Annotated in this window: 27 protein-coding genes; 24 read left to right on the plus strand and 3 right to left on the minus strand. The window is 48.3% G+C overall.

What is annotated here, in order from left to right; all coding sequences use genetic code 11:
* Positions 1–15: 15 nt before the first annotated feature.
* Both MESINF_RS12850 and MESINF_RS12855 read right to left on the minus strand, forming a co-directional pair.
* Positions 16–900 (minus strand): PSP1 domain-containing protein, encoded by an 885-nt coding sequence (locus MESINF_RS12850; RefSeq protein ID WP_169700452.1) that lies wholly within the window; start codon positions 898–900, stop codon positions 16–18.
* The gene (locus MESINF_RS12855; protein ID WP_331838479.1) at positions 893–1,927 is read right to left on the minus strand and encodes a hypothetical protein; all 1,035 of its coding nucleotides are present in this window, start codon (positions 1,925–1,927) and stop codon (positions 893–895) included. Before MESINF_RS12855 ends, MESINF_RS12850 begins: the two co-directional genes overlap by 8 nt.
* 48 nt (positions 1,928–1,975) lie before the next feature.
* On the opposite strand from MESINF_RS12855, the gene ndk reads away from it, so the two are divergent.
* The 21 genes from ndk to MESINF_RS12960 all read left to right on the plus strand — a co-directional run bounded on the left by ndk (position 1,976) and on the right by MESINF_RS12960 (position 22,902).
* Entirely contained in the window at positions 1,976–2,419 is a 444-nt protein-coding gene (ndk, locus tag MESINF_RS12860; RefSeq protein WP_169700455.1) for a nucleoside-diphosphate kinase, read from the plus strand.
* Positions 2,419–3,594 carry a class I SAM-dependent rRNA methyltransferase gene (locus MESINF_RS12865; RefSeq protein ID WP_169700456.1) on the plus strand — a complete coding sequence of 392 codons (1,176 nt, stop codon included), beginning with the start codon at positions 2,419–2,421 and terminating at the stop codon, positions 3,592–3,594. The genes ndk and MESINF_RS12865 overlap by 1 nt, the downstream gene beginning before the upstream one ends.
* A 5-nt stretch (positions 3,595–3,599) precedes the next feature.
* On the plus strand, positions 3,600–4,412 hold the full coding sequence (locus tag MESINF_RS12870; RefSeq protein ID WP_169700457.1) for a hypothetical protein: 813 nt from the start codon (positions 3,600–3,602) through the stop codon (positions 4,410–4,412).
* Between the two features lie 68 nt (positions 4,413–4,480).
* The gene (gene glgD, locus MESINF_RS12875; RefSeq protein WP_169700458.1) at positions 4,481–5,608 is read left to right on the plus strand and encodes a glucose-1-phosphate adenylyltransferase subunit GlgD; all 1,128 of its coding nucleotides are present in this window, start codon (positions 4,481–4,483) and stop codon (positions 5,606–5,608) included.
* 16 nt (positions 5,609–5,624) lie between these two features.
* On the plus strand, positions 5,625–6,893 hold the full coding sequence (locus tag MESINF_RS12880; RefSeq protein WP_169700459.1) for a glucose-1-phosphate adenylyltransferase: 1,269 nt from the start codon (positions 5,625–5,627) through the stop codon (positions 6,891–6,893).
* Positions 6,856–7,206, plus strand: a complete 351-nt coding sequence (locus MESINF_RS12885; RefSeq protein WP_169700460.1) for a hypothetical protein — start codon at positions 6,856–6,858, stop codon at positions 7,204–7,206. Before MESINF_RS12880 ends, MESINF_RS12885 begins: the two co-directional genes overlap by 38 nt.
* Positions 7,207–7,219: 13 nt before the next feature.
* Positions 7,220–8,677, plus strand: a complete 1,458-nt coding sequence (locus MESINF_RS12890) for a 5'-nucleotidase C-terminal domain-containing protein (protein ID WP_169700462.1) — start codon at positions 7,220–7,222, stop codon at positions 8,675–8,677.
* A 179-nt stretch (positions 8,678–8,856) separates the two neighbouring features.
* Positions 8,857–10,176, plus strand: coding sequence for an electron transport complex subunit RsxC (gene rsxC / locus MESINF_RS12895; RefSeq protein ID WP_169700464.1), 1,320 nt, complete (start codon positions 8,857–8,859; stop codon positions 10,174–10,176).
* A complete protein-coding gene (locus tag MESINF_RS12900) occupies positions 10,173–11,120 on the plus strand; it encodes an RnfABCDGE type electron transport complex subunit D (RefSeq protein WP_169700466.1) in 948 nt (315 codons plus the stop codon). Before rsxC ends, MESINF_RS12900 begins: the two co-directional genes overlap by 4 nt.
* Positions 11,113–11,835, plus strand: coding sequence for an RnfABCDGE type electron transport complex subunit G (locus MESINF_RS12905; protein ID WP_169700468.1), 723 nt, complete (start codon positions 11,113–11,115; stop codon positions 11,833–11,835). The genes MESINF_RS12900 and MESINF_RS12905 overlap by 8 nt, the downstream gene beginning before the upstream one ends.
* Positions 11,835–12,446: an electron transport complex subunit RsxE gene (gene rsxE / locus MESINF_RS12910; RefSeq protein ID WP_169700470.1), complete on the plus strand. Its 612-nt coding sequence runs from the start codon at positions 11,835–11,837 to the stop codon at positions 12,444–12,446. Before MESINF_RS12905 ends, rsxE begins: the two co-directional genes overlap by 1 nt.
* A 12-nt stretch (positions 12,447–12,458) precedes the next feature.
* Positions 12,459–13,040: an electron transport complex subunit RsxA gene (gene rsxA / locus MESINF_RS12915; RefSeq protein WP_169700472.1), complete on the plus strand. Its 582-nt coding sequence runs from the start codon at positions 12,459–12,461 to the stop codon at positions 13,038–13,040.
* Positions 13,041–13,050: 10 nt separating this feature from the next.
* On the plus strand, positions 13,051–13,749 hold the full coding sequence (locus MESINF_RS12920; RefSeq protein ID WP_169700474.1) for an RnfABCDGE type electron transport complex subunit B: 699 nt from the start codon (positions 13,051–13,053) through the stop codon (positions 13,747–13,749).
* The gene (gene dxr, locus MESINF_RS12925) at positions 13,746–14,873 is read left to right on the plus strand and encodes a 1-deoxy-D-xylulose-5-phosphate reductoisomerase (protein WP_169700476.1); all 1,128 of its coding nucleotides are present in this window, start codon (positions 13,746–13,748) and stop codon (positions 14,871–14,873) included. Before MESINF_RS12920 ends, dxr begins: the two co-directional genes overlap by 4 nt.
* The gene (locus MESINF_RS12930; RefSeq protein WP_169700477.1) at positions 14,864–16,375 is read left to right on the plus strand and encodes a site-2 protease family protein; all 1,512 of its coding nucleotides are present in this window, start codon (positions 14,864–14,866) and stop codon (positions 16,373–16,375) included. Before dxr ends, MESINF_RS12930 begins: the two co-directional genes overlap by 10 nt.
* Positions 16,375–17,433: a flavodoxin-dependent (E)-4-hydroxy-3-methylbut-2-enyl-diphosphate synthase gene (gene ispG / locus MESINF_RS12935; RefSeq protein ID WP_169700479.1), complete on the plus strand. Its 1,059-nt coding sequence runs from the start codon at positions 16,375–16,377 to the stop codon at positions 17,431–17,433. The genes MESINF_RS12930 and ispG overlap by 1 nt, the downstream gene beginning before the upstream one ends.
* Positions 17,434–17,502: 69 nt before the next feature.
* Positions 17,503–18,570 carry a DUF4384 domain-containing protein gene (locus MESINF_RS12940; protein WP_169700481.1) on the plus strand — a complete coding sequence of 356 codons (1,068 nt, stop codon included), beginning with the start codon at positions 17,503–17,505 and terminating at the stop codon, positions 18,568–18,570.
* A 19-nt stretch (positions 18,571–18,589) separates the two neighbouring features.
* Positions 18,590–19,471: a DMT family transporter gene (locus tag MESINF_RS12945; protein ID WP_169700483.1), complete on the plus strand. Its 882-nt coding sequence runs from the start codon at positions 18,590–18,592 to the stop codon at positions 19,469–19,471.
* Positions 19,468–20,130: a response regulator transcription factor gene (locus MESINF_RS12950; protein ID WP_169700485.1), complete on the plus strand. Its 663-nt coding sequence runs from the start codon at positions 19,468–19,470 to the stop codon at positions 20,128–20,130. Before MESINF_RS12945 ends, MESINF_RS12950 begins: the two co-directional genes overlap by 4 nt.
* Complete coding sequence (locus MESINF_RS12955) at positions 20,120–21,394, plus strand: HAMP domain-containing sensor histidine kinase (RefSeq protein WP_169700487.1); 1,275 nt, start codon at positions 20,120–20,122, stop codon at positions 21,392–21,394. The genes MESINF_RS12950 and MESINF_RS12955 overlap by 11 nt, the downstream gene beginning before the upstream one ends.
* A complete protein-coding gene (locus MESINF_RS12960; RefSeq protein ID WP_169700489.1) occupies positions 21,391–22,902 on the plus strand; it encodes a 1-acyl-sn-glycerol-3-phosphate acyltransferase in 1,512 nt (503 codons plus the stop codon). The genes MESINF_RS12955 and MESINF_RS12960 overlap by 4 nt, the downstream gene beginning before the upstream one ends.
* A gap of 189 nt (positions 22,903–23,091) precedes the next feature.
* On the opposite strand, the gene MESINF_RS12965 is transcribed toward MESINF_RS12960, so the two are convergent.
* Positions 23,092–23,847 carry a transposase gene (locus tag MESINF_RS12965; RefSeq protein WP_169700491.1) on the minus strand — a complete coding sequence of 252 codons (756 nt, stop codon included), beginning with the start codon at positions 23,845–23,847 and terminating at the stop codon, positions 23,092–23,094.
* Positions 23,848–24,076: 229 nt separating this feature from the next.
* Here MESINF_RS12965 and MESINF_RS12970 point away from each other — a divergent pair, with 229 nt between their 5' ends.
* Genes MESINF_RS12970 through MESINF_RS12980 form a run of 3 tightly spaced genes read left to right on the plus strand, consistent with a single transcriptional unit; the run spans position 24,077 to position 26,535 of the window.
* Positions 24,077–24,562: a hypothetical protein gene (locus MESINF_RS12970; RefSeq protein WP_169700494.1), complete on the plus strand. Its 486-nt coding sequence runs from the start codon at positions 24,077–24,079 to the stop codon at positions 24,560–24,562.
* A gap of 31 nt (positions 24,563–24,593) precedes the next feature.
* Entirely contained in the window at positions 24,594–24,938 is a 345-nt protein-coding gene (locus MESINF_RS12975) for a hypothetical protein (protein ID WP_169700496.1), read from the plus strand.
* Positions 24,907–26,535 (plus strand): hypothetical protein, encoded by a 1,629-nt coding sequence (locus MESINF_RS12980; protein WP_169700498.1) that lies wholly within the window; start codon positions 24,907–24,909, stop codon positions 26,533–26,535. Before MESINF_RS12975 ends, MESINF_RS12980 begins: the two co-directional genes overlap by 32 nt.
* Positions 26,536–26,623: the final 88 nt, after the last annotated feature.

Here is a 26,623-nt window from a genome sequence, read left to right on the forward strand (position 1 = left end):
CGCACCTCCGTAAATTCAATCGTCTATCGAAATATCTTCATCTCTGTTCTTTATTAGTAGTTCGGCGTTGGCGTCCTGTATTATGGATTTCTGACTCTTACGGAAATCGTCGAACTGAACCTTTATCATCTGTCCGTCGTCGGCGACGAGAGTTATCACCTTCATGAATATATTCACCGTCAGTACCTTGCAGGTCTTTCCCTCGTAATCAACCAGAGAACCCTCGTCGGGTATATCCATCAATTCGTGTTCATACAACTCCTGCTCGTAAGAAAGGCAGCAGAGCAGTCTACCACAACGACCCGATATCTTCGCCGGGTTGATCAGGAGCTGCTGCTTCTTCGCGTGTTTTAGAGTTATACTTTCGAACTGCCTGAGAAATCTCGCACAGCAGGCTGTCATGCCGCAAAGTCCTAGGCTACCGGTCATTTTTACTTCATCTCTTATACCGACCTGGCGAAGCTCTATTCTCGTTCTGAAAGTTCTTGCAAGATCCTTGACTAGTTCGCGAAAATCCACCCGGCTGTCAGCCCCGAAGTAGAATACTATACGTGAGCGATCGAACATATACCTCGCCTCCAGCAAACGCATCGGCAGAGAGTGTTTCTCGATCAAATCCTGACAGATCTGCATGGCCGAGGCTGCCTCTTCCTTGTTCTTGCGATGTGTCTCCCAGTCTTCGTCTGTCATCGTCCGCACTATTGGCCTAAGCTCTTCTTTAAGTTCATCGATACGCATTTCCACAGGGCCAAACCTGACCCTTCCGACATCCAGACCGAACTCACTCATTGCCAGAACGAAGTCGCCAGGTTTTAAAACCGCTTCGCTCGAGGAGTACACGTACATCTTTCCAACCGAATGAAATTCAACTCCGTATACTGTTCCATATATCTCAGGCATTCATTTTACCTCCAGCAGAATCTCTATTGAAATTCCTCCTGACCGAATACATAGCCCTGAAAAAGACTAACGTCGGGTTCAGAGAGGCAGTGCGTCTTCTCAGGAATCTGTCACACCACAGGAAATCTTCGAGCGTATTCGGTCCCTCCCTGTATTCCATAAGCCATTCTAACAGATCGATGTTGACAACTCGACTCCAGAGCGAAGTCTTCGAGACGACCAGCAAATCCCGTAGGAGTCCTCTCGAGTAGAAAACCAGCAGGCGACACTTTTCGAAGGAACCGGCGCCGCCGAACCACGGCGCGATCTTTCCTGCGAGCGCGAAGAAATCGCTCTCCGTTATGAAGCGTTTTATCAAATTCATGTAGAACTTTCTTCTTTTGATTTTGAAGATTGGGTCTTCATTTTGCACGTCTTCAAGATACTCGACACCGTCTTCGCCTTCCGGGAGCGCAAGAGCATCGACAGTCAAAGCTTCCGTATCAAGGTCCATAAAATAAGACAGGATCGAGTAATCTTCAAGAGAGCCGGCGTAGATATCAACAATTTTATCCCTGTATTTCCTTTTCATTTCCTCCATAAGCGTGTCCGGCACTTCGATGCTTATGGGAATGGCACGGCTGCGTATCGTCGCAAGCAACGAGTTCCAGGACGTGGTGTTGAGGATGATTCTCCCGAAGTCTGGAGGCTCTTCAAGTATCTTCAACAGGGCATTCGCGCTCTCAAGAGTCATTCGCTCGCACTCTGTAATAAGGATGAACTTCCGACGTCCTGCGGGAGGCCTGTGGAGAAAATGGGCTTCAATCTCTCGGACCTTCTCTATACCGATATTTCCGTTCTCTGGCTCAATCAATAGAAAATCTTCTGTCAACCTTTTCCTGTCCCAAGAAAAGTCCAAGCCAATCAAATCCTCCGAGAAAGTCTTGAGATAACGGCCGTCTCTTCCAGTCAGTGCTATGCTTAAGCCCGCACCCCCTGCCAGGATACGGGAAAGTCTCATTATTAAATCCCTATTTGTAGAGTCCATGCTTTAATTATAGCAATGAATGGTTCAATTATCCCGGAGGTTGAAAAGATGGAAAGAACATTCGCGTATCTAAAACCGAACGCTATTCAGAGGGGTCTGGTCGGCGAGATAATTACAACGCTCGAGAAAAAAGGTTTTAAGATAGTGGCACTTAAAATGATAGTTATGGACGAACACCTGGCCGGTGAGCTTTACAGAGAACACACCGGAAAAGATTTCTTTGTACCGCTTATGAAGTTTGTTCAATCGGGACCTGTCGTGGCGATGGTGCTCGAAGGTGAGAACGCTATAAAGAGGCTCCGCCATACAGTGGGAAGGACCGACCCGCTGGAGGCCGACGCCGGAAGCATAAGGGGCAGATACGGAGTATCGGTCCGAAAGAACCTTATTCACGCTTCCGACAGTCCCGAGAGCGCTTCAAGAGAGATAGCGCTGTTTTTCGAAGAAAGAGAAATACTGGATTATACCCTGGCCCTCGAAGGAGAACTTTGATGATTGTCGCTCGCTTGAAAAAGGGAAAGGAAAGAATGATACTCAACGGTTATCCATGGGTCTTCAGGGACGAACTGCTTTCTATTGACGGCCCGCAGCGGTTAGGAGAGGTTAATGTCTTTTCGTACGATTACGGCTTTCTGGGAAGAGGCTTCTACAACCCCGAATCTAACAGAGCCGTGATGGTCCTCACGAACAGGGATGAGGATATCGGTAAAAGCCTGTTTAAAAGACGGATAATGAGAGCACTGAGAAAGAGAGAGACCCTGTACGAACTCCCCTACTACAGGTTGATTCATGGAGAGGGAGACAAACTTCCCGGTTTGGTTGTCGACAGGTACGGCGAAATCCTGGTCGTTCAATTCAGGAATCGGATCGTGCAGAATCTTAAAGAAACAATAATCGAAACTCTCGTGGATGTTACTTCTCCGACGGGTATCTATGAACGGAGCGATTTCGAAATGGGTATCGAAGATAGGATCGACAGAAATACAGGTCTGCTCTACGGAGAGGTACCGGAAAGAATAGAAGTGGTTGAGAACGGATTGAAGTTCCTGGTGGACATCGAAAAGAGTCAAAAGACCGGATTCTTTTTCGATCAGAGAGATTCAAGAGCTTTTTGTTTCTCACTTGTGAAAAAGTTGTCCCTCAAAAAGGGTCTCGACCTCTTTTCCTTTACAGGGGCTTTCGGAATCAATATGGCGGCTGCGGGCGCGGAGGTAATCTGCGTAGACAAGTCTATGGAGGACCTGAAGCTGGCGAAGTTGAACTCGGAGTTGAATGGACTGGATAATAGCGTTCAATTCGTTCAGAGCGATGTTATTGACTTTATAGGTCGGTTTGAAAAAGATGATGCATTTGATATAGTTGTTTTGGATCCACCCTCTCTCGTTAAGCACAGGAAGGAGCTATCGACCGGAGTCGGCCTCTTCAGGGACATTATAAAAGGCCTGCTGCCCATCGTCAGAGACAGAGGGGTACTCGGCATTTGCACGTGCGCGTACAACATAGGTCTGGAGCACCTTGTAGAGGCAGTGAAGAGGTCAACAGAGAACAGCGGGATCACGTTCTCTCACCTTGCGGTTACTCTTCAGTCTCCGGATCACCCCTGGCTTATGCAGGTTCCAGAGAGTCTTTATTTGAAATGTTTGTGGGGCATGATTGAAAAGGAGTGAAGTTCTTGCCCGGGTTCTGGACTCATATAATCTTTGGAAAGGACGTTCTCCAGAAGGTTGGACTGGACCCAGACAGCGAGAGAAAGGGAGAGTTCAATTTCGGATGTCTTTTCACAGATGTAGGCAAGTACTGTGAAAAAAGCTCTCCTGAGTATTCGCTCTGGAAGTTATCTCACACAACCGGGTGCGATGCTTTTGCCGGTGTTCTGTGCAGAGGGCTCGAGGAAGTTTCGAGATTTTACGTTATGGGGGTTTTCTGTCATTTTTTTCTAGATCTTTCCGTTAACCAGTACATTATGGCGCGGGCCGGCACGGGGTACAGAAGCGGACAGCTCGAGATAATGATAGACAGAACCCTGCTCAAAGAAAAGCTGACAGTGGATATACTGAAATTGAGGCCTTTGGCGGAACTCCCCCCCTCGATCGACGAGGAACTCGAACGGGTCTTTCAAAGAGCGGCCGAAGAAGTCTATAACATCGATAGCCCTTCGCTCTCCCGGGCCGTTGACTCTATGAAAGATGTTTTTGACGATTATTACGGTAGATCCAGGTTGTTTCTCTTTTTGAAAGGCCTTTTTTTGAAGAACGAGAGCGCCGAAATTGCTTTTTTCAGAGATACGCACGACGATCCCGTGAATGCCAGAATGAGTCCCTGGTTTCACAGCATAGCGGGTTGGGAAAGCAGGCTGACTTTCAAGGATCTTTACGGGAAGGCCGTTTCCGATGCGGTCAGGTTTCTTCACAGATACCTCGATGGAGAGGAAGACTGGTCGCTTCCGGCGATGTCGTTGATGACCGGTTTGCCTTTGATGGAATAGAAAAAAACAAAAATGTTGAAGGGAGGGAAACCACAGCCCGGCATTAAAGAAGGGCGTGTGGTGAGAGAATGAAGGTACTCGGAATAATATTAGCAGGCGGCAGGGGTGAATACTTGGGACCGCTGACACAGGTTCGAACGAGTGCTGCACTGCCGGTTTTCGGTAAATATCGCTCTATCGACTTCACTCTCAGCAACATGGTTAATGCAGGTATTTCTAAAGTTGGAATAATTACTCAGTACAGCCCAAGGAGTCTTATGGATCACATAGGCTCCGGCAAGGAATGGGATCTTGATAGAAAACAGGGTGGTCTCTTTATCCTGCAACCTTACTATTCTCCATACAACCCGTCCATGGGTTACAAAGGAACGGCCGATGCCATATTCCAGAACATCAACATCCTGAGGAGGGGCAACGAAGATTATGTGATGATAGGCTCCGGTGACCATATCTTCAAAACAGATCTCGGCGAGGTCTTCCGTTACCACCTAGAAACCGGTTCCGATATAACGGTCCTGACGTCAAGCAATATCGATAATTATAATTTTGGAAATGTATCTCTTCTGAAATGCAAGGAAGGCAGAGTTATCGAGTGGATCGAAAGAGAAGGGCCGGTCGAGGACCTCGGGGGCTCCAATTGCGTGGCTTTGGGAGTCTATTTCATGAACAAGTTCCTTCTTCGAGAACTCCTCTACTCGACCGTGCCCAACGGGGAAAACGAGCTGGTGAAGGGAGTTATAATTCCCAACCTCACCTCCCTCAACGTGAGAGAATACAGGTACAACGGCTACTGGCGCGACATAAAGCAGAGCAAAAGCTGTTATTACCGCACCAATCTCGATATTCTCAACCCAGAAATCAGACGTGAGCTCTTCTACGAGCACGGGAGGGTTTTCACGAAGTTGAAGGATCTCCCGCCACCAAAGATAACCGGTACGGCCTTCATAAGCAATTCTGTTATAGCGGATGGATGCGTGGTCGGTGGAAGGCTAGAAGATTCCGTGCTTTTCAGGGATACACGTGTTCTGGCCGGTGCCACGGTGAAAGGTTCCGTACTTCTGGAGGGCTGTATCGTAGAAGAAGGGGCTTACGTGGAGAACGTCATACTCGACAAATATTGTACCGTCAGATCGGGGAAGAGTTTTATAGGCGAGCAATCAGATCCCACAGTGATCGAGAAACATGGCGTTATATAGGGGTTGAGGTGATAATATGGCGAAAAAAGTGGTTGCTTTAATACTGGCCGGTGGCCAGGGTACAAGACTCGGCATTTTAACGGACGAGATCGCCAAACCGGCCGTTCCCTTCGGCGGAAAGTACAGAATAATCGATTTTGCGCTCAGCAACTGCGTCAACTCGGGTATCTACACCGTTGGAGTGCTCACGCAATATAGACCCCATGTTCTTTCAAAGCATATAGGTATAGGAAGGCCCTGGGATTTAGACAGAAAAGACGGCGGGGTGGTGATTCTTCCACCATATGTGGCGCAGGATGATTCGAACTGGTACAAGGGAACGGCAAACGCTGTCTATCAAAACATCGACTATATAGATGCTTATAATCCAGAAATAGTGGTAGTTCTCTCCGGTGATCACATTTACTCGATGGATTACAACGAAATGATAGACTACCATCTCTCCAAAGGAGCAGATGGTACCGTTGCATGCATGCGCGTACCTCTTTCGGAGGCTCATCGATTCGGTATGATGGTCACCGATTTTGAAAACCGAATCGTCGATTTCCAGGAAAAGCCGGAAAAGCCGAGATCGGATCTTGCCTCACTCGGCATCTATGTTTTCAACTGGAGCTTCCTCAAAGAAAGGTTGATAGAGGACGAGCAGACTCCTGAAAGCAGCAACGATTTTGGCAAAAACATACTCCCAGAGACCGTGGATAGAGATCTGGGAAAACTTTTCGCCTTCGTTTTTGAAGGCTATTGGAGAGATGTAGGAACCCTCCAGGCTCTCTGGGAATCCAATATCGAACTGACCAGGCCGATTCCGCCTCTTAACCTCCACGATCCTACCTGGAGGTTCTATACACAGACCGAGGAATATCTACCGGCCTATGTAGGGAGGAGCTCGAGGGTCAGGAATTCTCTGATCAACGAAGGGGCTGAGATATACGGGCGCGTAGATAGTTCGGTGATCTTTCAGGGTGTACAAATAGGCGAGGGTTCGGTTGTTCGCAATTCAGTGATAATGACCAACACCAGAATAGGCAAAGGCGTGCTTATCGACAAGGCTATAATTGGCGAAAATTCCGTGATAAACGACGACTGTATATTGGGGTATGGAGAGGAAGTTCCGCACGAAACGCACCCGGGCATATACGATTCTGGCCTTGTCGTGGTTGGGTACGACGCCATCATTCCTGCCGGAATAAAGATCGGGAAGAACTGTGCGATTGCAAATCATGTGAGGGAGGGAGATTTTTCGGGCGATGTACCGGGCGGAAAGACGATCGCTGCGAAAGAATGATGGCTATCTCTCTTTCGGTCTGCTGATAGCGCTCCTGTTTGTGGCGGCAGCGATGATGTCCATGATAACACCTTTGAGTATCGCAACCAGCGCTTTCAGAGAGTGTTTATGGGAGTTCAGGCTGGCGATCACGCTGAAATCGATCTACCTGTCGGACTTCGAGGAGGCGGAAATGAACGGCTTAAAAATCGAAAAAAGTTCGAGAAGTGTCTTCTCGGATAAAACAGAAATCGAGATTATCCATTACCATATTACTGAGGGAAACAATTCCTTTGACTTCGAAAAAGTAGGAAATATTGCCAACATTTCTTAAAAGGAGGTTCGATATGAAGAAGTTTCTGTTAATCGCTCTGATAGTAACGCTATCGATTTTTGCACTCGCCCAGAGACTCACCATTCTCCACATCAACGACACCCACGGCCATATATGGCCCGAGGGAGAGTTCGGCGGGTTCGCCGCCATCGCGACTCTAGTGAATCAGGCTAGGATGTCCAATCCGAACACTATCTTTTTGCATGCTGGAGACATAAACACCGGCGTGCCTGAATCCGACCTTCAGGATGCCGCACCGGATATAGTCGCCCTCAACCTAATGAAGCTCGATGCCGTGACATTGGGAAACCACGAGTTCGACAACGACGCGAACGTTCTGGCCAAGCAGATGAACATTGCAGCCTTCCCGTTCCTGAGTGCCAACATATACAAAGACGGTAAACCGGCCTTCACACAGTACATAATTAAAGAAGTCGGAGGAATCAAAGTGGCGATAGTCGGCTTTACCGCTCAGGAATCCGAAATACTCGAGTATCTGTATGCAAAGGATTATGAGTGGAAAGAAATAGTTGAAGTGGCCAAAGAACTGATACCTCAGCTAGAAGCCCAGGCCGATATAATCGTCGCGTTGACACATATGGGGAGCAATCCGGTTATAGTTGGACCGAATTCCTGGGAATTGGCAGCGGCCGTCGATGGAATCGACGTGATCGTTGACGGTCACAGCCATACTTTCTACGAGAGACCGGAAGTTATAAACGGTACGTTGATAGTATCGGCCGGTGAATGGGGAAAGTACCTTGGAAAACTGGATCTGGACGTAGTCAATGGAACTATAACATTCGTCTCCTTCAGACCGATCAAGGTGGAGAACTCGATCACTCCGGATTTCGCAGTCGCCACTGTACTCGATTACTTCAAGAAAGCCGGCGGAGAGGCCCTTAACGTTGTGGTCGGCGAAACGACCATAAAGCTCGAAGGTGACAGAAATGTCGTCAGGGCACGGGACACAAACCTCGGCTACTTGATTTGCGATGCCATGATCTGGAAATCCGGCGCCGACATCGCGATAAGTAATTCAGGGGGTATTAGAGCCTCGATAGCGGCCGGTCCGATAACTTACCGTGATATTCTCACCGTTCTTCCGTTCGGCAATTCTCTGTACGTTATCGAAATAAGTGGCGCCGATTTCATGAAAGTCCTGGAATTCACCGCCACGATAGCAGCCGGACAGGGAGCGATGCCACAGGTCAGTGGTGTCAGTTATACGATTGAAAACGGTACCGTCAAAGATGTTTTAGTTAACGGGGAACCGATTGTGATGGATAAGATCTACAAGGTTGCCACAAACAACTACCTGGCTTCCGGCGGAGATGGCTATACAACTCTTGCCAACCACCCTGGTTACGATACGGGATTTGTTCTCGCTGATGTAGTAGTCGAGTATGTGAGCAAGATAAGCCCGATCACATCTTACCAGGAGAGTGGAAGAATCAATCGCGTGAAGTAGTCGTTTCCCAGCGACTGAACATTGTACTATAATAGGAGCGGAGCGATCCGCTCCTATTGTTTGTAAGAATGTTTGCGGGTAATCGTGACTGCAGCTTCAGTGAGCTGTAAGGTTGTTTTTTTGCGGGATATTATCGAAAATGAAGTCAGTCATTGTCAAAACCGTTGAGAGGTGATACGATGAAGTTGCCAACCTTCAGAGGGGGCGTGCATCCGCCAGAGAGGAAGGAGCTGGCTAAAGATATTGCGTTGAGAATCCTTCCGCTTCCAGAAAAAGTCTACGTGTTTCTTGCAAATCATGCAGGTGTTCCGGCAAAGCCTGTCGTTGGTCCGGGTGAGAGAGTCAAGACCGGTCAGCTGATAGCCCAGTCGAACGGTTTCATCTCCGCCAATCTTCATTCTCCACTCACGGGCGAGGTAAAGGAAATCGGAAAATACTACCATCCCACCCTGTCTAAACCCGATGATGCAATAGTTATCGAGAGGACCTCGGAAGATGAATGGGAACTCCTCGGACCGGAAACTTCTTATGAGAAGCTCTCTCCCGGAGAGATAGCAGAGAGAATAAAGCAGGCAGGAATCGTCGGTCTCGGTGGAGCCATGTTTCCGACCAGCGTAAAGCTTTCCCCTCCAAAAGACAAAAAGATCGACCTTCTTATCATCAATGGCGCCGAGTGCGAACCTTACCTCACCATAGACTACCGGTACATGCTGGAACGCGCCGACGGTATTGTAAGGGGAACACTGGCCATAATGAAAGCTCTGAGTGTTCGAAGAGCCCTTATAGGGATAGAAGATAACAAACCGCAGGCTATAGCGAAGATGAGCGAAGCCGTAAAAGGAACGGGAATCGAAGTCAGAAAACTTATAACCAAATATCCACAAGGAGCGGAAAAGCAATTGATATTCGCACTTGAGAAGAGGGTGGTCCCCTCGGGCGGCCTTCCGCTGGACGTAGGAGCAGTCGTCGATAACGTGGGAACGGCTTACGCGGTTTACGAAGCGGTCGAAAAGGGCAGACCCCTTGTCGAGAGAGGAATCACCGTCACGGGTGAAGGCGTAAAATCCCCCTCGAACTTTGTAGCCAGAATCGGGACTATGGCGCAGGAATTGATAGCCTTCGCCGGGGGAGCCGACGAAGAGACTTCAAAAATGATCTTCGGCGGTCCGATGATGGGAATTACCGTTCCAAAGATCGATACACCCGTCGTCAAGGGCACCTCGGGAATAACTTTGATGAAGGATTCGCTGCCTGAAGAAGAGTTCCCCTGCATAAGGTGCGGCAACTGCACGTTAGTCTGCCCCATGGGGCTCCAACCGTTTCTTCTAAACCTTTATGGATCTGCAAGACAGTACGATAAAGCCGTCGATAACGGTTTGATGGACTGTATAGAATGTGGAAGCTGTTCTTATATCTGTCCGGCGAGAATCGAGCTTGTGAAGAATTTCAAGTTGCACAAAAAGATATACCGCAGTCTGAAGGGAGGGGCAAAAAAGTGAAGTTGACGATGACGGCCGCACCTCACCTGAGGTCTGGCAACAGTGTAAGAAGCATAATGCTCGATGTCCTGATAGCGCTCACTCCCGCCGCAGTCTGGGCAGTCGTTACTTTCGGAATCAGGGCCCTGGTGTTGATACTGGTCTGTACAGCGGGAGCCGAAGCACTCGATTTCTTCATTGTACGCTTTTTGAGGAACAAAAAGAGTTATAGACCTGACCTGAGTGGTTCTGTCACCGGTCTCCTTCTGGCCCTGAACCTCTCTCTGGCTGTGAAATGGTGGCAGGCCCTAATCGGAGTTTTCGTATCCATAGCGATCGCCAAGGCGGTCTTCGGAGGACTTGGCAAGAACTTCTTCAACCCGGCTCTCATAGGCAGAGTCTTTCTTTTGATATCCTTCCCCGTTCAGATGACAACCTGGTTCAGCCCCTTCGATCTCCAGACTAGCGCCACGCCCATGGCGATACTAAAAGAAGGTTCGTCGAGGATCTTTTCTCTCCAGGAGATGTTCCTAGGGACCATTCCCGGCTCTCTTGGCGAGGTCAGCGCTCTCCTGCTTCTACTGGGATTCGGCTGGCTATTGCTTCGCAGAAGAGTCTTACCGGTGATACCGGTCGCGTATATAGGGACGGTAGCCATTATGGCCGCGATCTTCAACGGAGTCAATCCGGCTTTCGGATCGCCCCTGTATCACATACTCGGAGGCGGACTTATGCTTGGAGCACTCTTCATGGCAACCGACATGGTGACAAGCCCTATGTCTATCAGGGGACACTTGATATTCGGAGTGGGATGTGGAGTCATCACTATGGTGATCAGACTCTTCGGCGGATATCCAGAGGGGGTCTCCTTCGCGATTCTGGTCATGAACGCCTTTGTACCCTTGATAGATATGGTTTCCAAGCCGAAAATCTTCGGGAAGGTAAAGGTGAAGTCCAATGCGTGACTATTTCAAAACGGGAATAACACTGATGATAATTACCGTTATAGCTGCTTTCGCCCTTTCCGCGGTCTATTCGATCGTCAAGGAACCCATCGCGAACGCCGAACTTGGAGCGAGGCTGCAGGCGATAAGAGATGTGCTAAAGGATCCATCTACCGGCAAATCTATGGTTAGCGATGGGAAAATCCCCTCAACCGCCAGCGATCTGGCCAATTTCGAGTGGTCCCCTTCGGGGTTTCAGGTTGAAGACGGGATAATCTTTAAAGGTGAAGATGGCAGGGGAAAGGTCGATAGTCCCGTTTACAGGTTCACATCCGACGATGGAATGGAAATCTATATAGCCATCGCAAGTGCTGTGGGGTACGGCGGAGATGTCAAAACGATGGCGTCATTCATTTCTACCGACACTGGATTGAAGTTGAACGGAATAAAGGTTCTCGAATATTCGCAGGAGACGCCGGGTCTGGGGGCAAACATAGCCAGTTCCGATATTCAAAAGAGATTCTACCCGGTGGAAACTTCCGGTCTGGAGAGAGAGCTTAAAGTCAATAAAGATGCGGGTGTGACCCCGACCGGCGAGGAGATCGATCTGAAAAGAGAAACCGAAGGAATAGTTACGGTTACGGACGTGATGACCGGTGCGACGATAACTCCGAGGGCCGTAACCGTATCGATAAACACGATGTATCAGTTCCTGAAGAAGGCAGGTGTTAAATAATGGCCGGATCGAGATTGAAGGTATTTACAAACGGTCTGCTCAAACAGAATCCAACTTTCATGCAGGTTCTGGGGATGTGTCCTACATTGGCAACCACGACCAGCGCCGAAAACGGCCTGGGAATGGGGTTGGCGACCACGGCCGTACTGGCCCTGTCCAATATAACAATTTCGCTGGTGCGAAAATTAATTCCCGACAAGATCAGAATACCCGCGTATATCGTCATAATAGCGTCGTTCGTCACTATTATCGACATGCTAATGCATGGTTTTATATATAATCTATGGAAGACGCTGGGGCTTTTCATTCCACTTATTGTGGTTAACTGTATAATTCTCGGTCGTGCGGAGGCCTTTGCATCCAAGAACAACGTCTTCGATTCTTTTCTCGATGGCCTGGGCATGGGGTTGGGTTTCACCGGTGCGTTGGTCTTACTTGGATCGGTGAGAGAATTCCTCGGAAATGGCTCTATCTTCGGTGCACACCTGTCGGACGTCAAGATGTTCGCCATGATTCTCCCCCCCGGTGCCTTCATAGCATTGGGAATGCTTGCCGCCTTCTTCAATTATCTTGGGATAAGGCGTGAAAAAGCGAAGAAAGAGACTAAGTGAGGAGGCTGAAGTATGGCGACCAGACTGTTGTTCATATTCTTATCCGCGATACTTATTAACAATTTCGTTCTCTCGAGATTTCTGGGAATCTGTCCCTTTCTCGGCGTTTCCAAGAAGGTCGATACTGCTGTTGGAATGAGTATAGCCGTTATATTCGTGATGATTCTGGCATCTATAATCACGTGGTTGTTGAACATCCTGCTGGTATCTCTTGGACTTTCCTTTTTGACGACCATCGTTTTCATACTTATAATAGCTACGCTTGTGCAGTTCGTGGAGATAGTGCTGAAAAAGACGAGTCCAGCATTGTACGAGGCTCTGGGTATATTTCTTCCACTAATCACGACCAACTGTGCAATTCTTGGACTGGCACTACTTAATGTTCAGCAGAATTATACTCTCATCGAAACAATAGTGAACTCTGCCGGAGCTGGACTGGGATTTGCACTCGCCCTGATCCTTTTTTCTACAATAAGAGAAAGGATGGAGCTTTCAGATATTCCAGCTCCTTTCAAAGGAACGGCGAGTGCCCTGATAACGGCGGGACTTTTATCGATGGCCTTCATGGGTTTCCAGGGTCTCGTAAAGCTGTGAGGTGTGAGCTATGACGATAGTTTATTCGGTACTCTTAATGGCGATTCTAGGAGTAGGCGCCGGCGTCTTCCTCGCTTTCGCCTCCGCAAAATTCGCCGTCAAAGAGGATCCAAGAGTTAAACTGATTGAGGCAGCACTGCCAGGGGTCAACTGCGGAGCGTGCGGCTTCCCTGGATGTCCGGCCTTCGCGAAAGCGATTGCCGAAGGCAAGGCGGTTCTTGATGGCTGCTTGCCCGGAAAAAGATCGGGAGTCCCTGAAAAGTTGAAAGTCATAATGGACAGCGAAACGGAAAAACTCGTTGCACTCTACGAAGAAGCGGGCGAGGATCCACAGAAGGCACTGGCCAAACTTCTGGAGAGCTCCGGCAAAGAAATAAAGCAAGCTTCTCCTAAACCGGTGAGGCCCTCACAGGAAGAGATAGATACATACAAAGGGAAACTGAGGGACGATAAAAGGGCGACACTTATATACTCTGTATTGCCCAATATCAATTGTGGAATCTGTGGTTCCCCCGGTTGTGCGGCCTTCGCATTGAAAGTAGCGACAAAGGAGGAGCAGGCAGAAAAGTGTGTCCCTGGAAAGAGGCAGAACGTTCCCGATAGAGTGGCAAAAATCATGTCGCTCAAGGATGAGGAAGTCAGCAAAGTACTCGAAGAGACCTCCGGAGACACTGCCGAGATAAAAAAGAAATTCGAGGTGCAAAGTTGAGAAGACTTGCCATATTGGGCTCAACCGGTTCAATTGGTATCCAGACTTTGGATGTAATTTCAAAGATTGAAGGAGTGGAAATTGTGGCCATGAGTTGTGGCCACAATTTCTCTCTCTTCACCAAACAACTGGAAAGGTACAGACCGCCCTTCGCGGCCTCTCTTTCCATAGAAGAAAATTTCTCCGCTCTCTCTTCAGTTAAGAAATTCTTTCACGGCGAAGAGGGAATCGAAGAGATGCTTGAACGCTCGAGGCCAGACACAGTCGTTATTGGTATCAGCGGCGCGATCGGGTTACGATTCAGCCTGAAAGCAACCGAAATATGCAGACGCCTCTGTCTGGCAAACAAAGAATCGATAGTTTGTGGGGGAGATCTACTGATCGAGGCGTGTAAAAAGAAGTCTGTGGAATTGGTACCCGTCGATTCGGAGCACAGCGGTCTCTTTCAGCTTCTCGGTGAAGGACCCCGTCCGGAACGGATATTCATCACGGCCTCTGGTGGAGCTTTAAGAGACTGGAACGCTGAAAGAATGGCAGACGCCACTCCTGAAGATGTCTTGAAACATCCGGTATGGTCTATGGGGCGGAGGATCACTATCGATAGTGCTACAATGGTAAATAAGGGGCTGGAAGTGATTGAAGCACATTATCTGTTCGGATACGATGAAAATGATATAGATACCTATATATGCAGAAATAGTTATATACATGCCGGTGTAGTGTACCGGGACGGAGTTGTGAAACTGCACAGTGGAACACCAGATATGAGGATTCCGATAGCGTATTCTCTCACTTATCCTTTCAGGGAGCGAGTGGTGGATGGAGGTGAGATCACCGGGATTCCACTCCTACTGGAAGAGATCGACGGCGAAAAGTACCCCGCGCTCGAACTGGCAAGAAGCATCTGCGGAAAGCAGTCGAAACAGATAGCCTACAACGCGGCCGATGAAATAGCCGTCGAAGCTTTTTCAAAAGGTGAAATAAAGTTCGGAGGAATTTACAATATAATCGAAAGAACGGTCTCCAGAATGGATGATCAAATACGGGCCGACTACCGTCAAACAATGGAGATCGATAAGATTGCAAGAGCTATTGCGCTGGAAGAGGTGAAGGAATGTTTTTGACGATAATCTACTTTCTTTTGATCCTCACAGGGGTCGTCGTAGTCCATGAACTGGGCCACTATCTCTTTTCGAGGCTTTTCGGTGTGAGGGTAATCGAGTTTGCAATAGGTATGGGACCGAAGATCTGGTCCAGGAAGGGCAAGAAAACCACTTTCAGGATAAACGCCTTCCCCATCGGCGGCTATGTCAGACCGGCCGGAGAGGATCTCGATACCGTAGATTCATCGGTGCCCGAGAATGAACAGATACAGAATAAACCCGCCTGGCAGCGTTTCATAATATATCTGGCCGGACCTGCTTTCTCGTTGATACTTGGTTTCGTCATTCTATCTCTCGTCGCCGTCGTGTGGGGTTTTCAGGAGATAAAAATCGATAAAATAGAACCGGGATCACCTGCCGAGATCTCGGGCATAGCGCCCGGGGACAGAATAGTCTCGGTGAACGGGAAGATATTGATAGACAACACGCGCCTTGGAGAGGCAATCGCGAAAGGCGATCCGATAGATCTGGTAATAATGAGAGATAGCGGAGAGGTTAATATCACTCTCGTGCCTGAAATGCTCCCACAGGAGGCCGTGATGATAATCTCCCGTGCCCAGGGGGACGCAGGCGGAGAAATCACCTCGATTAACGGAGCCACGTTCAGCGGTGACTATGTGGGCTACGGGAAAGTGCTCCAGCCGGAAAGTTTCATTAAAATAGGTTTTTCCGACGGACAGATCCTGTCCGGTACCCTGCTCAATTATTCGCCGGCCGAGGAAAGGTATGCCATGGGGATTTATTACGCCAACTTCCAGCCGAAAATCGCCAAAGACTACGGACCCTTCAAAAAGGGAGATATTATAATTTCTGTGGGTTCTTTGAAAACGAGTACCAGCTACGATCTGACCATGATGAGTCAACTGCTCACCATAGGCCCTTCCGATCTTTTGATCCAGTTCACCGGAAGGGAGGTAGCCTACCAGAACCACGGTTTCGCCGAAGAGATTCTCGTGAAACTTGAAAGGGATGGGAAGTCATTTGAAATCACTGTGAGTAAGCAAGAGATGATTTCGCTTGTGAGTGAGGCCGGAGTCTTTTCTCAGGGGAGCGATTACTGGTATCCCGACAATGTCTTACAGGCTGCCGGTCTGGGTTTGCAGTGGGCCAACAGTATTCTGGTAACCATGGTCAGAGTCGTGGGAAGCCTCTTCACAGGCGGTGCCAATATAAATGAGTTCACCGGGCCGATAGGCCTTGTGACAATCGTGGATCAGGCTATAAGTCTAGGTTTGAGGATAGTTATCTTTATCACGGGTTTCATATCTTTGAACCTGGGCGTGGTCAACATGATTCCCTTTCCGGCTCTCGACGGCGGAAGGATGCTGCTGGCTGTTCTTGAGATGGTAACCAGAAGGAGGCTCGATCCCAAAATCGAAGGGTTGATAAATGTTATCGGGTTCATGGTTCTTATGGGCCTGATGATCTACATAACTTTCGTGGATATAGGTCGCTGGTTCTGATGAGTAAGACCGTTAAAGTTGGCACGGTAACTATAGGTGGCGGAAACCCCGTTTCTGTGCAGTCGATGACAAACACGAAGACAGTGGATACGCAATCCACCCTTGAACAGATCGAAAGGCTGACCGGTGCGGGCTGCGAGATAGTGAGAGTATCTGTTCCAGACAACGAAAGCGCCGTCGCCCTGAAAAGTATCACCCTGGAATCGCCCCTTCCGGTCGTGGCCGACATACATTTCGATTACCGTCTGGCCATCGAATCCATAAGGAATGGAGCGGCAAAAGTTAGGATCAACCCTGGGAATTTCGGACAGGAATGGAAGATAGTTGAGACGGTAAAGGTCGCCAAAGAGTACAACGTTCCAATAAGAGTGGGAGCCAATTCCGGTTCAATCGATCAAAACTTCTCGCATCTCTGTCGGGTCACCGCTTTGGCCGAGAGCGCTCTGGCGCAGGTGAGGTTGCTCGAAAAAGCTGGATTTGAAGATATCATAATCTCCGTGAAGGCTTCCAGCGTTAGTGAGACAGTTGAAGCCACCAGATATGTGAGTGAAAAGGTAGATTATCCGCTTCACCTGGGGGTTACGGAAGCTGGATTCGGCCTGGACTCGATAGTGAAATCTTCGATCGGTATAGGTGCACTCCTGCTGAGCGGGATAGGTGACACAATAAGAGTGTCCATATCGGGTGACCCGATACAGGAGGTAGAAGTCGCCTTCTCGATTCTCAAAGCGCTCAACCTCAGACCGGGACCGGATATAATCTCCTGTCCAACCTGTGCCAGAACGGAAATAAACGTCGAAAAGCTGGCAAGAGAAGTCAAGCAATGGCTAAAAGGCATCGACGATGATATTACCGTTGCCATTATGGGTTGCGTAGTCAACGGCTTAGGAGAAGGAAAGGAAGCCGATATAGGGATCGCCGGAACCCGTACAGGTGGAGTGATCTTCATGAAGGGTCGAATTGTCGAACAGACCGCTAGAGGGGAACTTGAAGAGAGGTTCAAATACTGGCTCGATAAAGCTCTGTGTAAGGGCGAAGATCGATTGCAGAAAAACTGACGTTGCCGATTAGCGCGTAAAACAAGTCTGCAGGCGAATAGCCGCAGCGATAGAGGAGGAGGGAAGAGAATGAAAAGGCTTATGCTCGTTGTGATCGTTATTCTCGGTATAACAGCCTTCGCAACTTCGATCAGTTATGATCCACAAGGTCTCATGTTCCTGAGCAGGCCGGGTGCGGGTATCAACGTTACTGTCAATCTAAACAAGGGGACCGGAGCAACCTATTACGGTGGCGAAACCCTGGGAGTTTCCTTTTCCGTGGATAGAAGCGCGTACGTGGCCGTTCTGGACATCGATCCTTCCGGTCAGGTGCAGGTTCTGTTTCCAAACGTCTATGATCAGGACAACTACATGATAGGTGGTAGAACCTATACCTTACCAACGGAGAAGGCTACGACAAAGTATAACCTGCAGATTCAATCTCAAAGGGGTAGAGAAACTATCTTGGTAGTGGCTTCATCCTCGCCGCTGAGCTTTCTTGGAAATGTCTTTTCACTTTTCGACAGATACCCATTCCCGTATCTCAGCCAAACCGTAAATAACCTTTCCATAGCTATAAATCCCGTCTTCAGCACTAACTGGGGTATGGGATACACCTACTTCTACAACAGCTATGTTCCATTCACCGTGAGAACCACGATCAACGCAGACAAGAGAGATGCCAGTGTCTATGTGGACGGAATACACATGGGCAACGCGCCGGTGACGACCACTCTGGAAGTTGGAACGCACACTATCTATATTTACACCAAGAGGAACCTCGTTTACGGGCCATCGGTGGTCAACGTTCAGCCCGGCTCCAGCGATTTCCATTTCTCCTTGCTGCCCAATTATATATACGGTTATCTCGAAGTCACGTCGATCCCCGACGCACAGGTTTACGTAGATGGCGAATATGTAGGCGATACTCCCTACAGGGACTTTGAAAAAGTCGGAAGCCACACCGTAACTGTTTCAAAATGGGGGTACAGGGATTCCAAGCAGAACGTCTATATAAATCGCGACATGACCACATCGGTCGATTTCAGGCTTCAGGAGAAGACCGAAGAGGAGAAGAGAGCTGACAACATAATCCTCTTCTCGGTCATCGGTATACTGGTGGTGGGCATTGTACTAGCCATAGTTCTCATGAACTGATGACGAAAAGCTCGCTTTCATGTCGAAGATCGAGTCTAAAGCCTACGTCAATCTCTTACTGGTAGTTGTTTTCTGGGGACTGACCTTTCCCATGCAGAAGGATATTCTGCATGGGCTTTCCCCGGTTTTCTATAATGTTGTACGGTTTTCTTTCGCCATACTTTTGCTGATACCTCTGAAAAAAAGGCTGGGACTTTCTTTCTTCGGTAGCGGCTTCAAGAAGGGCGTGGTTCTAGGCCTTTTTCTTTCGGGCGGCTACGTTTTCCAGACCTGGGGACTCGTCTTCACCAGCGCTTCTAAAAGCGCTTTTATTACGGCTCTCTACGTAGCGATCGTCGCAATACTCTCTCCATTGATCGAGAGGAAGATTCCAACAGCCGTACAGATCTCATCTCTGGCTATTTCTCTAATCGGACTCTACTTTCTCACTTCTCCGGATGGTGGTTTCAACTTTGGTGACTTTCTCACGACTATATGCGCTCTGTCCTTCGCGCTACACGTAGTTCTGATATCCCATTTCACCAAATCATCCGGCGATAAGGAGATGGATCTGCTCCTCCCGCAGTTTATGGTGGTTGTTTTGGTGAACCTTCTGCTGACTCCTTTCGTCGAAGGCTCTATATTCATCGATTACAGAATCCTATTGGTTGCACTCTTCACAGCTGTGTTTGCCACTATATTCGCGGTAGTTGTTCAACTCAAGTACCAGAGATACCTTGGATCTGTGGGTGCTTCTCTCATCTACGTTGGAGAACCGGCCTTTGCACTTCTCTTCGCTATGATAATTCTCGGTGAGTCACCTAGTAGAATGGAGATAGTGGGACTATCGCTGATGACTCTGGGAATGGTTGCCGGTGGAACTGTATCTTTGATCCGAAAAGAAAGGGAGGCTAGAGAGTGAAAGGGAACGTGATCGTAGTGGAGGACGACGTCCATATCGGTAAGCTTCTTCAGATGGAACTAACACACGAAGGTTACTCAGTCGAAGTTATAACCGACGGGGTAACTGCCTTGAAAAGGCTGGAAAAGGAGTTACCCGATCTTCTAATACTGGACGTGATGCTTCCCGGAGCGAACGGTTTCAGAGTTTTGAACGAAGTGAGGGAGTACATCTCTACAGATCTTCCGATAATCATGCTTACGGCCCGGGGAGAAGTTGAAGACCGTGTGCGCGGCCTTAAAGGTGGAGCCGACGATTATATTCCAAAGCCCTTCGTAATAGAAGAACTACTTGCCAGAATGGAAGCGATATTCAGACGGAGGGGAATTCTTGACAGGGTGAGTTTCCATGAAATAACGATGGATAATAACACCAGGGAGGTAACTGTTGGTGGCAAACCCGTTCAGTTGAGCAAGACAGAATTCGAACTCCTTTTCGCTCTTTTAACGAATGCCGGAATTGTGATGTCGAAGGAGAGACTCCTTGAGAAAGTCTGGGGCAACGAAGAATGGGGAAACCCCAACGTTGTGGAGGTGTATATCAATTACCTGCGCAAAAAGCTCGGACAATCGGGCGAGAGAATCAAGACAGTGAGAGGTTCTGGTTACGTTGTCAGATAAGAGGGTCTTTTCAACTTCAACACAGGTGGCCTTCAACTCCATGGTTTTACTTGTGTTGATTCTATCTGTTTCAGCGCTCTTTATATACAGGGTGTCGGAGAGCATCTTCATTCGCAATTACTCGGAAGAGATGAGAAAGATCTTCATGGACTCTCCCATGGGGAGGGGCATGAGGATGGGAATAGGCCGCATTATCGGTCGTGGTGGAAATGAGTTCTATGTGAGGATAGAAGGAATAGTGGTGCAAAACCCGACAGGTCTGTCGAACGTACCCGATGTGGAAGGTTACGTGAGGACAAAAATTAACGGGAGTTCTTACCTTTTCTACGGCTTCACCAACGGAAACGAAAAGATCCTGCTTGGCGCGCAGATGGACGATCTGGACTTCTTCCTGCAGAGTCTTTCCACCACACTTGTGCTCTCGATGGTCATCGGAGTAGCGCTGTCCATATTGAGTGGCTATCTCCTCGGGAAGAGGGTTTCAAAGCCGCTGAAAGAGGCAACGTCTCTACTGAAGGAAATAACGCTGGAAGATTTATCCAAAAGGGTTGAGATAGACCCCAGGACTTCAGAGCTTGCAGAGCTTAAAAAAGCCCTAAATACAGCGCTAGATAGGATTGAAGACGGCTATAAAAGGCAGGAACAGTTCTCTTCAGATATCGCCCACGAGATACGCTCGCCTTTGACGTCGATACTCGGCTTTTCCAGAATGATACAGAGATGGGGATCTAAAGATCCGGAGGCTCTTAAAGAAGCCGCTGAAAGGATAACGGCGACCGCAGGCAAGATGCTTACAATAACCGAAGGGCTGCTCTTTCTGGCGCGTCCGGTAATTGAAACGAACAGGGAGAGTTTCGACCTCGGAGAGCTCGTTAATGAACTGGTGAAATCCACACCCATACCTGAAAACATAACTGTCGAAATCGATGTTGGGAATGTGAATGTCACGACCGACAGGGCCTTGCTAAAAATAGCGTTGAAGGTGTTGCTCGAGAATGCGATGAAATATGGGAAAGGAAAACCCATAGGCTTTTATTGGACGAAAGGCTTGCTTCAAGTTAGGGATCACGGAGATGGAATCGATGCAGAGAAGATAGATAGAATTTTCGACAGGTTCTACAGGGGCGATTCCTCAAGAAGCGGAGAAGGTCACGGTCTGGGCCTGTCGATCGTCAGAAAGATCTGTGACGCCCTTGACTTGACAATTACTGCGGAAAACAACGAAGATGGCGGGGCCGTCTTTTCTATCGGGAGGTTATTATGAAGGCTCTGTGTTTTATCACAGAATCGACATTGCTTTGGGTTGTTCTCCCTCTGTGGATACTGTCGGGAAGCGCTTCCGGTATCGGAATTTTTTTCGTGGTAGGCCTTGCAATGGTGGTCGTCTCGGTAGCGTTTTCGCTGTATTCTTCGCTGGCCGCTTTCTACTGGACGGGAAGCTTTCCGGGATTGTTGACTGTTCAGGATCGAACAATCACCAGCGGTCCGTACCGTTTCATCAGACAGCCACTTTATGTAGGATACACTTTCTTTCTGTTGGGTATTGTAATGCTATCGGGGGAGTTTCTTTTTCTTATGCTCTGGGCAGCTATCAGCTGCTGTCTTCTTTTATACACGGTTTTCAGGGAAAGAAAGCTGGCCGAAAGAGACGAACGATACGCCTTTTACATAGAAACCGTGCCGTTGCTCCTGCCAAGACGCGGTAAATATATACCTTTCGACTTCACCAGGTGTGTTCCGTGGCTCTTCATCGCAACTTCTCTCGTGGTGAAATTCCTGATACTGATTCTGCTTCCCTCGAAAGTGAAGAATGCACGGGTACTGAGAGAGAGAAAACCCTTCATAATAGCACTTGCGCACCAGACCCACTACGACGGCCCCCTGATATTTTACTCGACCTGGAGGTATTTCAGATTCGTCGGCACGGCGATCTATGTTGACAGGATGAGACTTTTGAGAAACTTTGGAACGATTCCCGTGAAACGCTACACAATAGATACCACGGCGATAAGACAGATGCTGTCAACAATAAAGGAAGGAATTCCCCTGGGGATAGCGCCCGAGGCGGCTCGTTCCTGGGACGGCAAGTTCTTGAGTGTAAAAAAAGAGATATGGAAACTCTTCAAGATGCTGAAAACCCCCATCGTACCTGTCAAATTCTACGGAATACAGAGACTATGGCCCCGGTGGGCCGGTATCTTCTCTCCCGGTTTCTCCACAGTGGAGTTCGGTGATCCCATACAGCCTGACGATCCCGAAATGGAACGCAAAATAAGCGACTTTCTTTCAAAAGAGGACCCCACTTTCGAAAAACCTTACAGAAGTTACAGGCATATCGAAAGACTAATCTGGAGATGCCCTTCGTGCGGCAAGATCGGTTCGATCAAGGGTTTTCACAGTGGTTTCTCCTGCGGCTCCTGCGGAAAGAGCTGGAACAGGCCGTCGGTCAACAAGGTAATAGAACTTCACGAAAAAATCAAGCCTGGAAATATGGGCCTCTCCTTTCCCGTGAGAGACAGGGTCTTTTTCAGGGGTGAGGAAGTAGAGGGATTGATAATGGAAGATTTGGCGATGATAGGAAGTTTTTCACTTCGGTACAGCGACATAAAGAATTCCAGCATCGAGAAAAGCGTTGAACCCGTCTTTGGAACGGCCGACGAAATGGTGATCTTCAAATCCAATAGTAGTGCACTCATGTGGCAGGAGATAATCGATTTCCAGATAAAGTTCCGTCTCAAGCGCGATGATTATCATACCGACCTCTGGGGATAGTAACCTCGAACATCTGCTTGCAATAAGCCGCTTTTGATTTCGAGGCTTCCCTTGCATGTCAGAATCCATTAACCGGGTAATATCACCGTATCCAATAAACAAATCAGCAACAATTGAGGTAATCCAGAATAGGGTCATTAAGCACAAACTTCGAGAAGGCAAGAGTAACAACCGTTAGAAATAGTGCCGTTACTCTGGACAGGAGATCATCTCTGCCCCCTTTTCTGGGAATCTCCAATCTGACTCTTTCATTTTCTGGAACAGCCTCTCTATCTTCCATCGCTTTGAATATGTCTGTGAGTGTTTCTCCTTGAAGCTAGAATCCTTCTTTCTCGATTTCGGTCTCACTATGGCCCTTAGATCGCCTTCTTTGGTGAATTGGGACAAGAAGTTCCCTTTGAAGTATCCCCTATCGGCTATAATCAGACCGTTGAGATTGTCGAGCATCTCCTTTCCAACTCTAGCATCGTCTTCGTTGGCCTGAGTCAACCTGAACTTAACAGGTATCCCTTCTTCAGTAATTATGAAATGTCCCTTCTTTCCCCAAAAGAATCCGTCCCTGTTCTTGCCGAACTTCAGATTCTTACACTTTTTTATCCCCTGACTGGTGATGTCCTTTATCGGTGTCGAGTCGATTATGTATGTTCCGCCTTTTATGCTTTCTATGATTCTCCTGCTTATCGCTTCAATATCTAGCCTTCTCAGTCTATATGATAATGTCTGCCTGGACGGAAGCTCACCTATCACTTTCAGCAGCCTCTTCTTTCCTTCGATCATTTTGTACATCTCAACGATTGAGCTACAACGGAAAAGTATGAAAATCACATACAACAACACTATCGTTCTGTCCGAGTACTCTCTGGGTCTTCCTTTAACCTGCCTGTGCGCAGGTATTATCTCTCTCACCGCTTCCTTCACTTTTCTTATGTCCTTTGGTGTTATCATTTCTTCGGGACTCTCTCCTTTCGTTTTGTTTTTCTCATACAAAAAACATTCTAAATGGAGTTGAGTCCCTTTTCTTTTGACTTATTTCCTTCCTCGCCTATTTATTGGATACGGTCGGGTAATATGTTAAAATTTTATAAGTAACATCAGGGTGTGCCGTATTTCCGACTTCAGATTAACTGTTGAACTGTCAGGAGAGCGGCACCTCATGACGGGCGAGTGATTATCTTTGAAATGGCGCAGGGCGGCAAAGGGCTTTTCGCTTATGGAAACCGTTATGAATATGTTGCTGACAGCGATAGTTATATCGATCGCGATGGTCATGCTGTCGATAACTTTCAAGATCGGTTTTCAGATCCACAGCCAATTGACAATCGACGAAGAGATCGTCAAATTAAACAGCAACCTTAAGTACATCGTCTCAAGAAACTGGACCGGGCTCGATTTGAGCGAAGGCCTCAACGATGATACAATAACTCTTGAATCGAGATTTCCACTGATTCCCGAAGCCAGCGTGGCAACGATCACTTATCTCGATGGCAAGCTGATATTTATTTACAAGGAAAGTGAAAACACTCTAACTCAAATGGTTGTTGCCGAGTATCTCGATCAGTTCACTTTTTATGACCTCGAGGGACAGTATCTGTATTACCGGGCGGTATTTGAGTACAGGGGAGCCACCAAACAGATCGAAGGGGCGGTGAGGATCTATTAGAAAGGCTTTTTCGACTGCGGAAATTCTTGTAGTGCTTGCCGTGGTAGCAATGCTTATCAGTTCGGGGATCGCCCTCATTCTTCAGTACAGATCCATGTCGGCTACTCTCGAGATCTCCACCAATCTTCATTCGGCCAAGCTGCTGGTGGAAGGTATCGTGAGGAGCGCCAACCGTGTGAGTGAAGAGAACATAATCGATCGAATCGAGCAACTATCTAGTTATCCAGGTTTTCAAGACGTGGAAGTGATTTCGGTAGAGGCGACAAACATCGAGGGTAGCCCCACGAGAAGGATTTTCGAGATCGTCCTCAGGGACAGGCGAGTCGGTATAGAGGAGGTGTTTCATGTATTCAGATTCGACCCCTTCGCGGAATAGAGGTTTCGTCCTGGCGGTAACGCTAATTATTATGATCTTCGCCACCACGATGATAGTAGCCGCCAGTATAATCATCCAGCGCACCTCCAGAAGACTCAACGAGTATTCCCTGCTTTCTGACCTGAGAGTGGCTTCTAACAATCTGGTGGAAGGAGCCGCCATGATTCTGGCCAGAAAATGGAACCAGGACAACTTCAACTCTTCATGGGACGGATTCGAGGATTTCGTACAGTTCGTTTCCTCAAGAGGTGGATATGAGGGCGATCTGTGGTCGGAGGTAATTCAATCCCTCGATTCCGAAAGATGGTGGCTGATCAACGAAGATGAAGACTTCGCTTCTCTGCTCGAGGACGCTTCCTTTTCGGAGCTAACTTCTATGGGGGCGGCTGTTAATCTCACCGGAGGGAAGTATTCGATCGTTTCCTGGGCGGAGAAAGCTGGCGTGAAAAGGTATTCCTACGGTCTGGTACTTGCAGAATCGCTTCTGGAGCATGCGGCTTTGAGATTCGGGGATATTTCCAGAGTTTTCTACGAAGTCACCACGGGCGAGATGAACAAAGACGATATACTTACGGGGCGGGGCGACGTGATCAACGGACAGGCAATCGTAATTGGAGGAGTCGCCGTGAGCGATTCCAACATAAACCTCGAGCTGGTCTTCCCTTACGGCCTGACTGCAAAAAGCATTACCCCAGATGGATCATATACTTACACACAGACGGCCTCCGATTCCGAGCAGTATTTTTCCGATCTCCTTGCCGACCACGAAGACTGGCTGGCGTCACTCTCTCCCGTAGCAACGTACACGGCTCCTTTCAACGACGTAATCACAGCCAGTGAGGACGGTTTGATCGTTTTCAAACCCAACGATAGCAGTGGCTCATCCTACACCATATATTTTCCCGATGTCGCGGGGAGCGATCACAGGTACCTCACAGTAAAGTACAAAAATGATAGCGGAGTATTCACCACAAAAATTTATGCCGGGGACTTCCCGGTAAATATCGCCATTCATGGAAACCTGCTAGTAGGAGACGCGGAAAGCGATCCCCTCAAATTGCATTACATAAACGGACAGTACAACATTACCGTCTATGGCTCGATCACCGTGAATTACCAGCTGATGTACGGCGATTTCGCCGACGAATTCGATGATGCCAGAACACAGGGAGGCAAGGTCAGCAACCAGGAGATCAAAACCTGGAGCAAGATCAAGGAGCTGCTTAACGACTTTTCCGAACGCGAGACTGGGGATCATCTCTCCCTTGTAAGTATAGGAGGAGATATAATAAACACTTACGTGATCGGTAACTCCGGCAAAGGTACCCACGCCATAAGGGCTCTGGCAGGTGAGTTTTCTGCCTTCAAGAAGAATGGAACCGGTGGCGCCTTCACCTTCCCCGATCTGGGTACCGTTGTCAAAAACGAAAGAGCCAAGCTGGGCCAACTTTTCTTTTTTGGATCCATAACAGGGAACCGTTTCGGCACCGTGGAAGAGATGAACTATCTGGACAACCTTTTTGTGAGCTCCACCAGGGGCATCACGGGAGGAACATTCGGCAAACGTTTGATTTTAGCCGGTTTGAGAGCATGGTAGGAAACGGGATTTGGTCTATACCAATGAATGGTTTCGCGACAATAGTAAACTATTCAGATCTTCGCTATCGCCTTTCCCTCTGACAGCC

The sequence above is a fragment of the Mesotoga infera genome (genome assembly GCF_900157305.1).
Taxonomy (GTDB): Bacteria; Thermotogota; Thermotogae; order Petrotogales; family Kosmotogaceae; genus Mesotoga; species Mesotoga infera.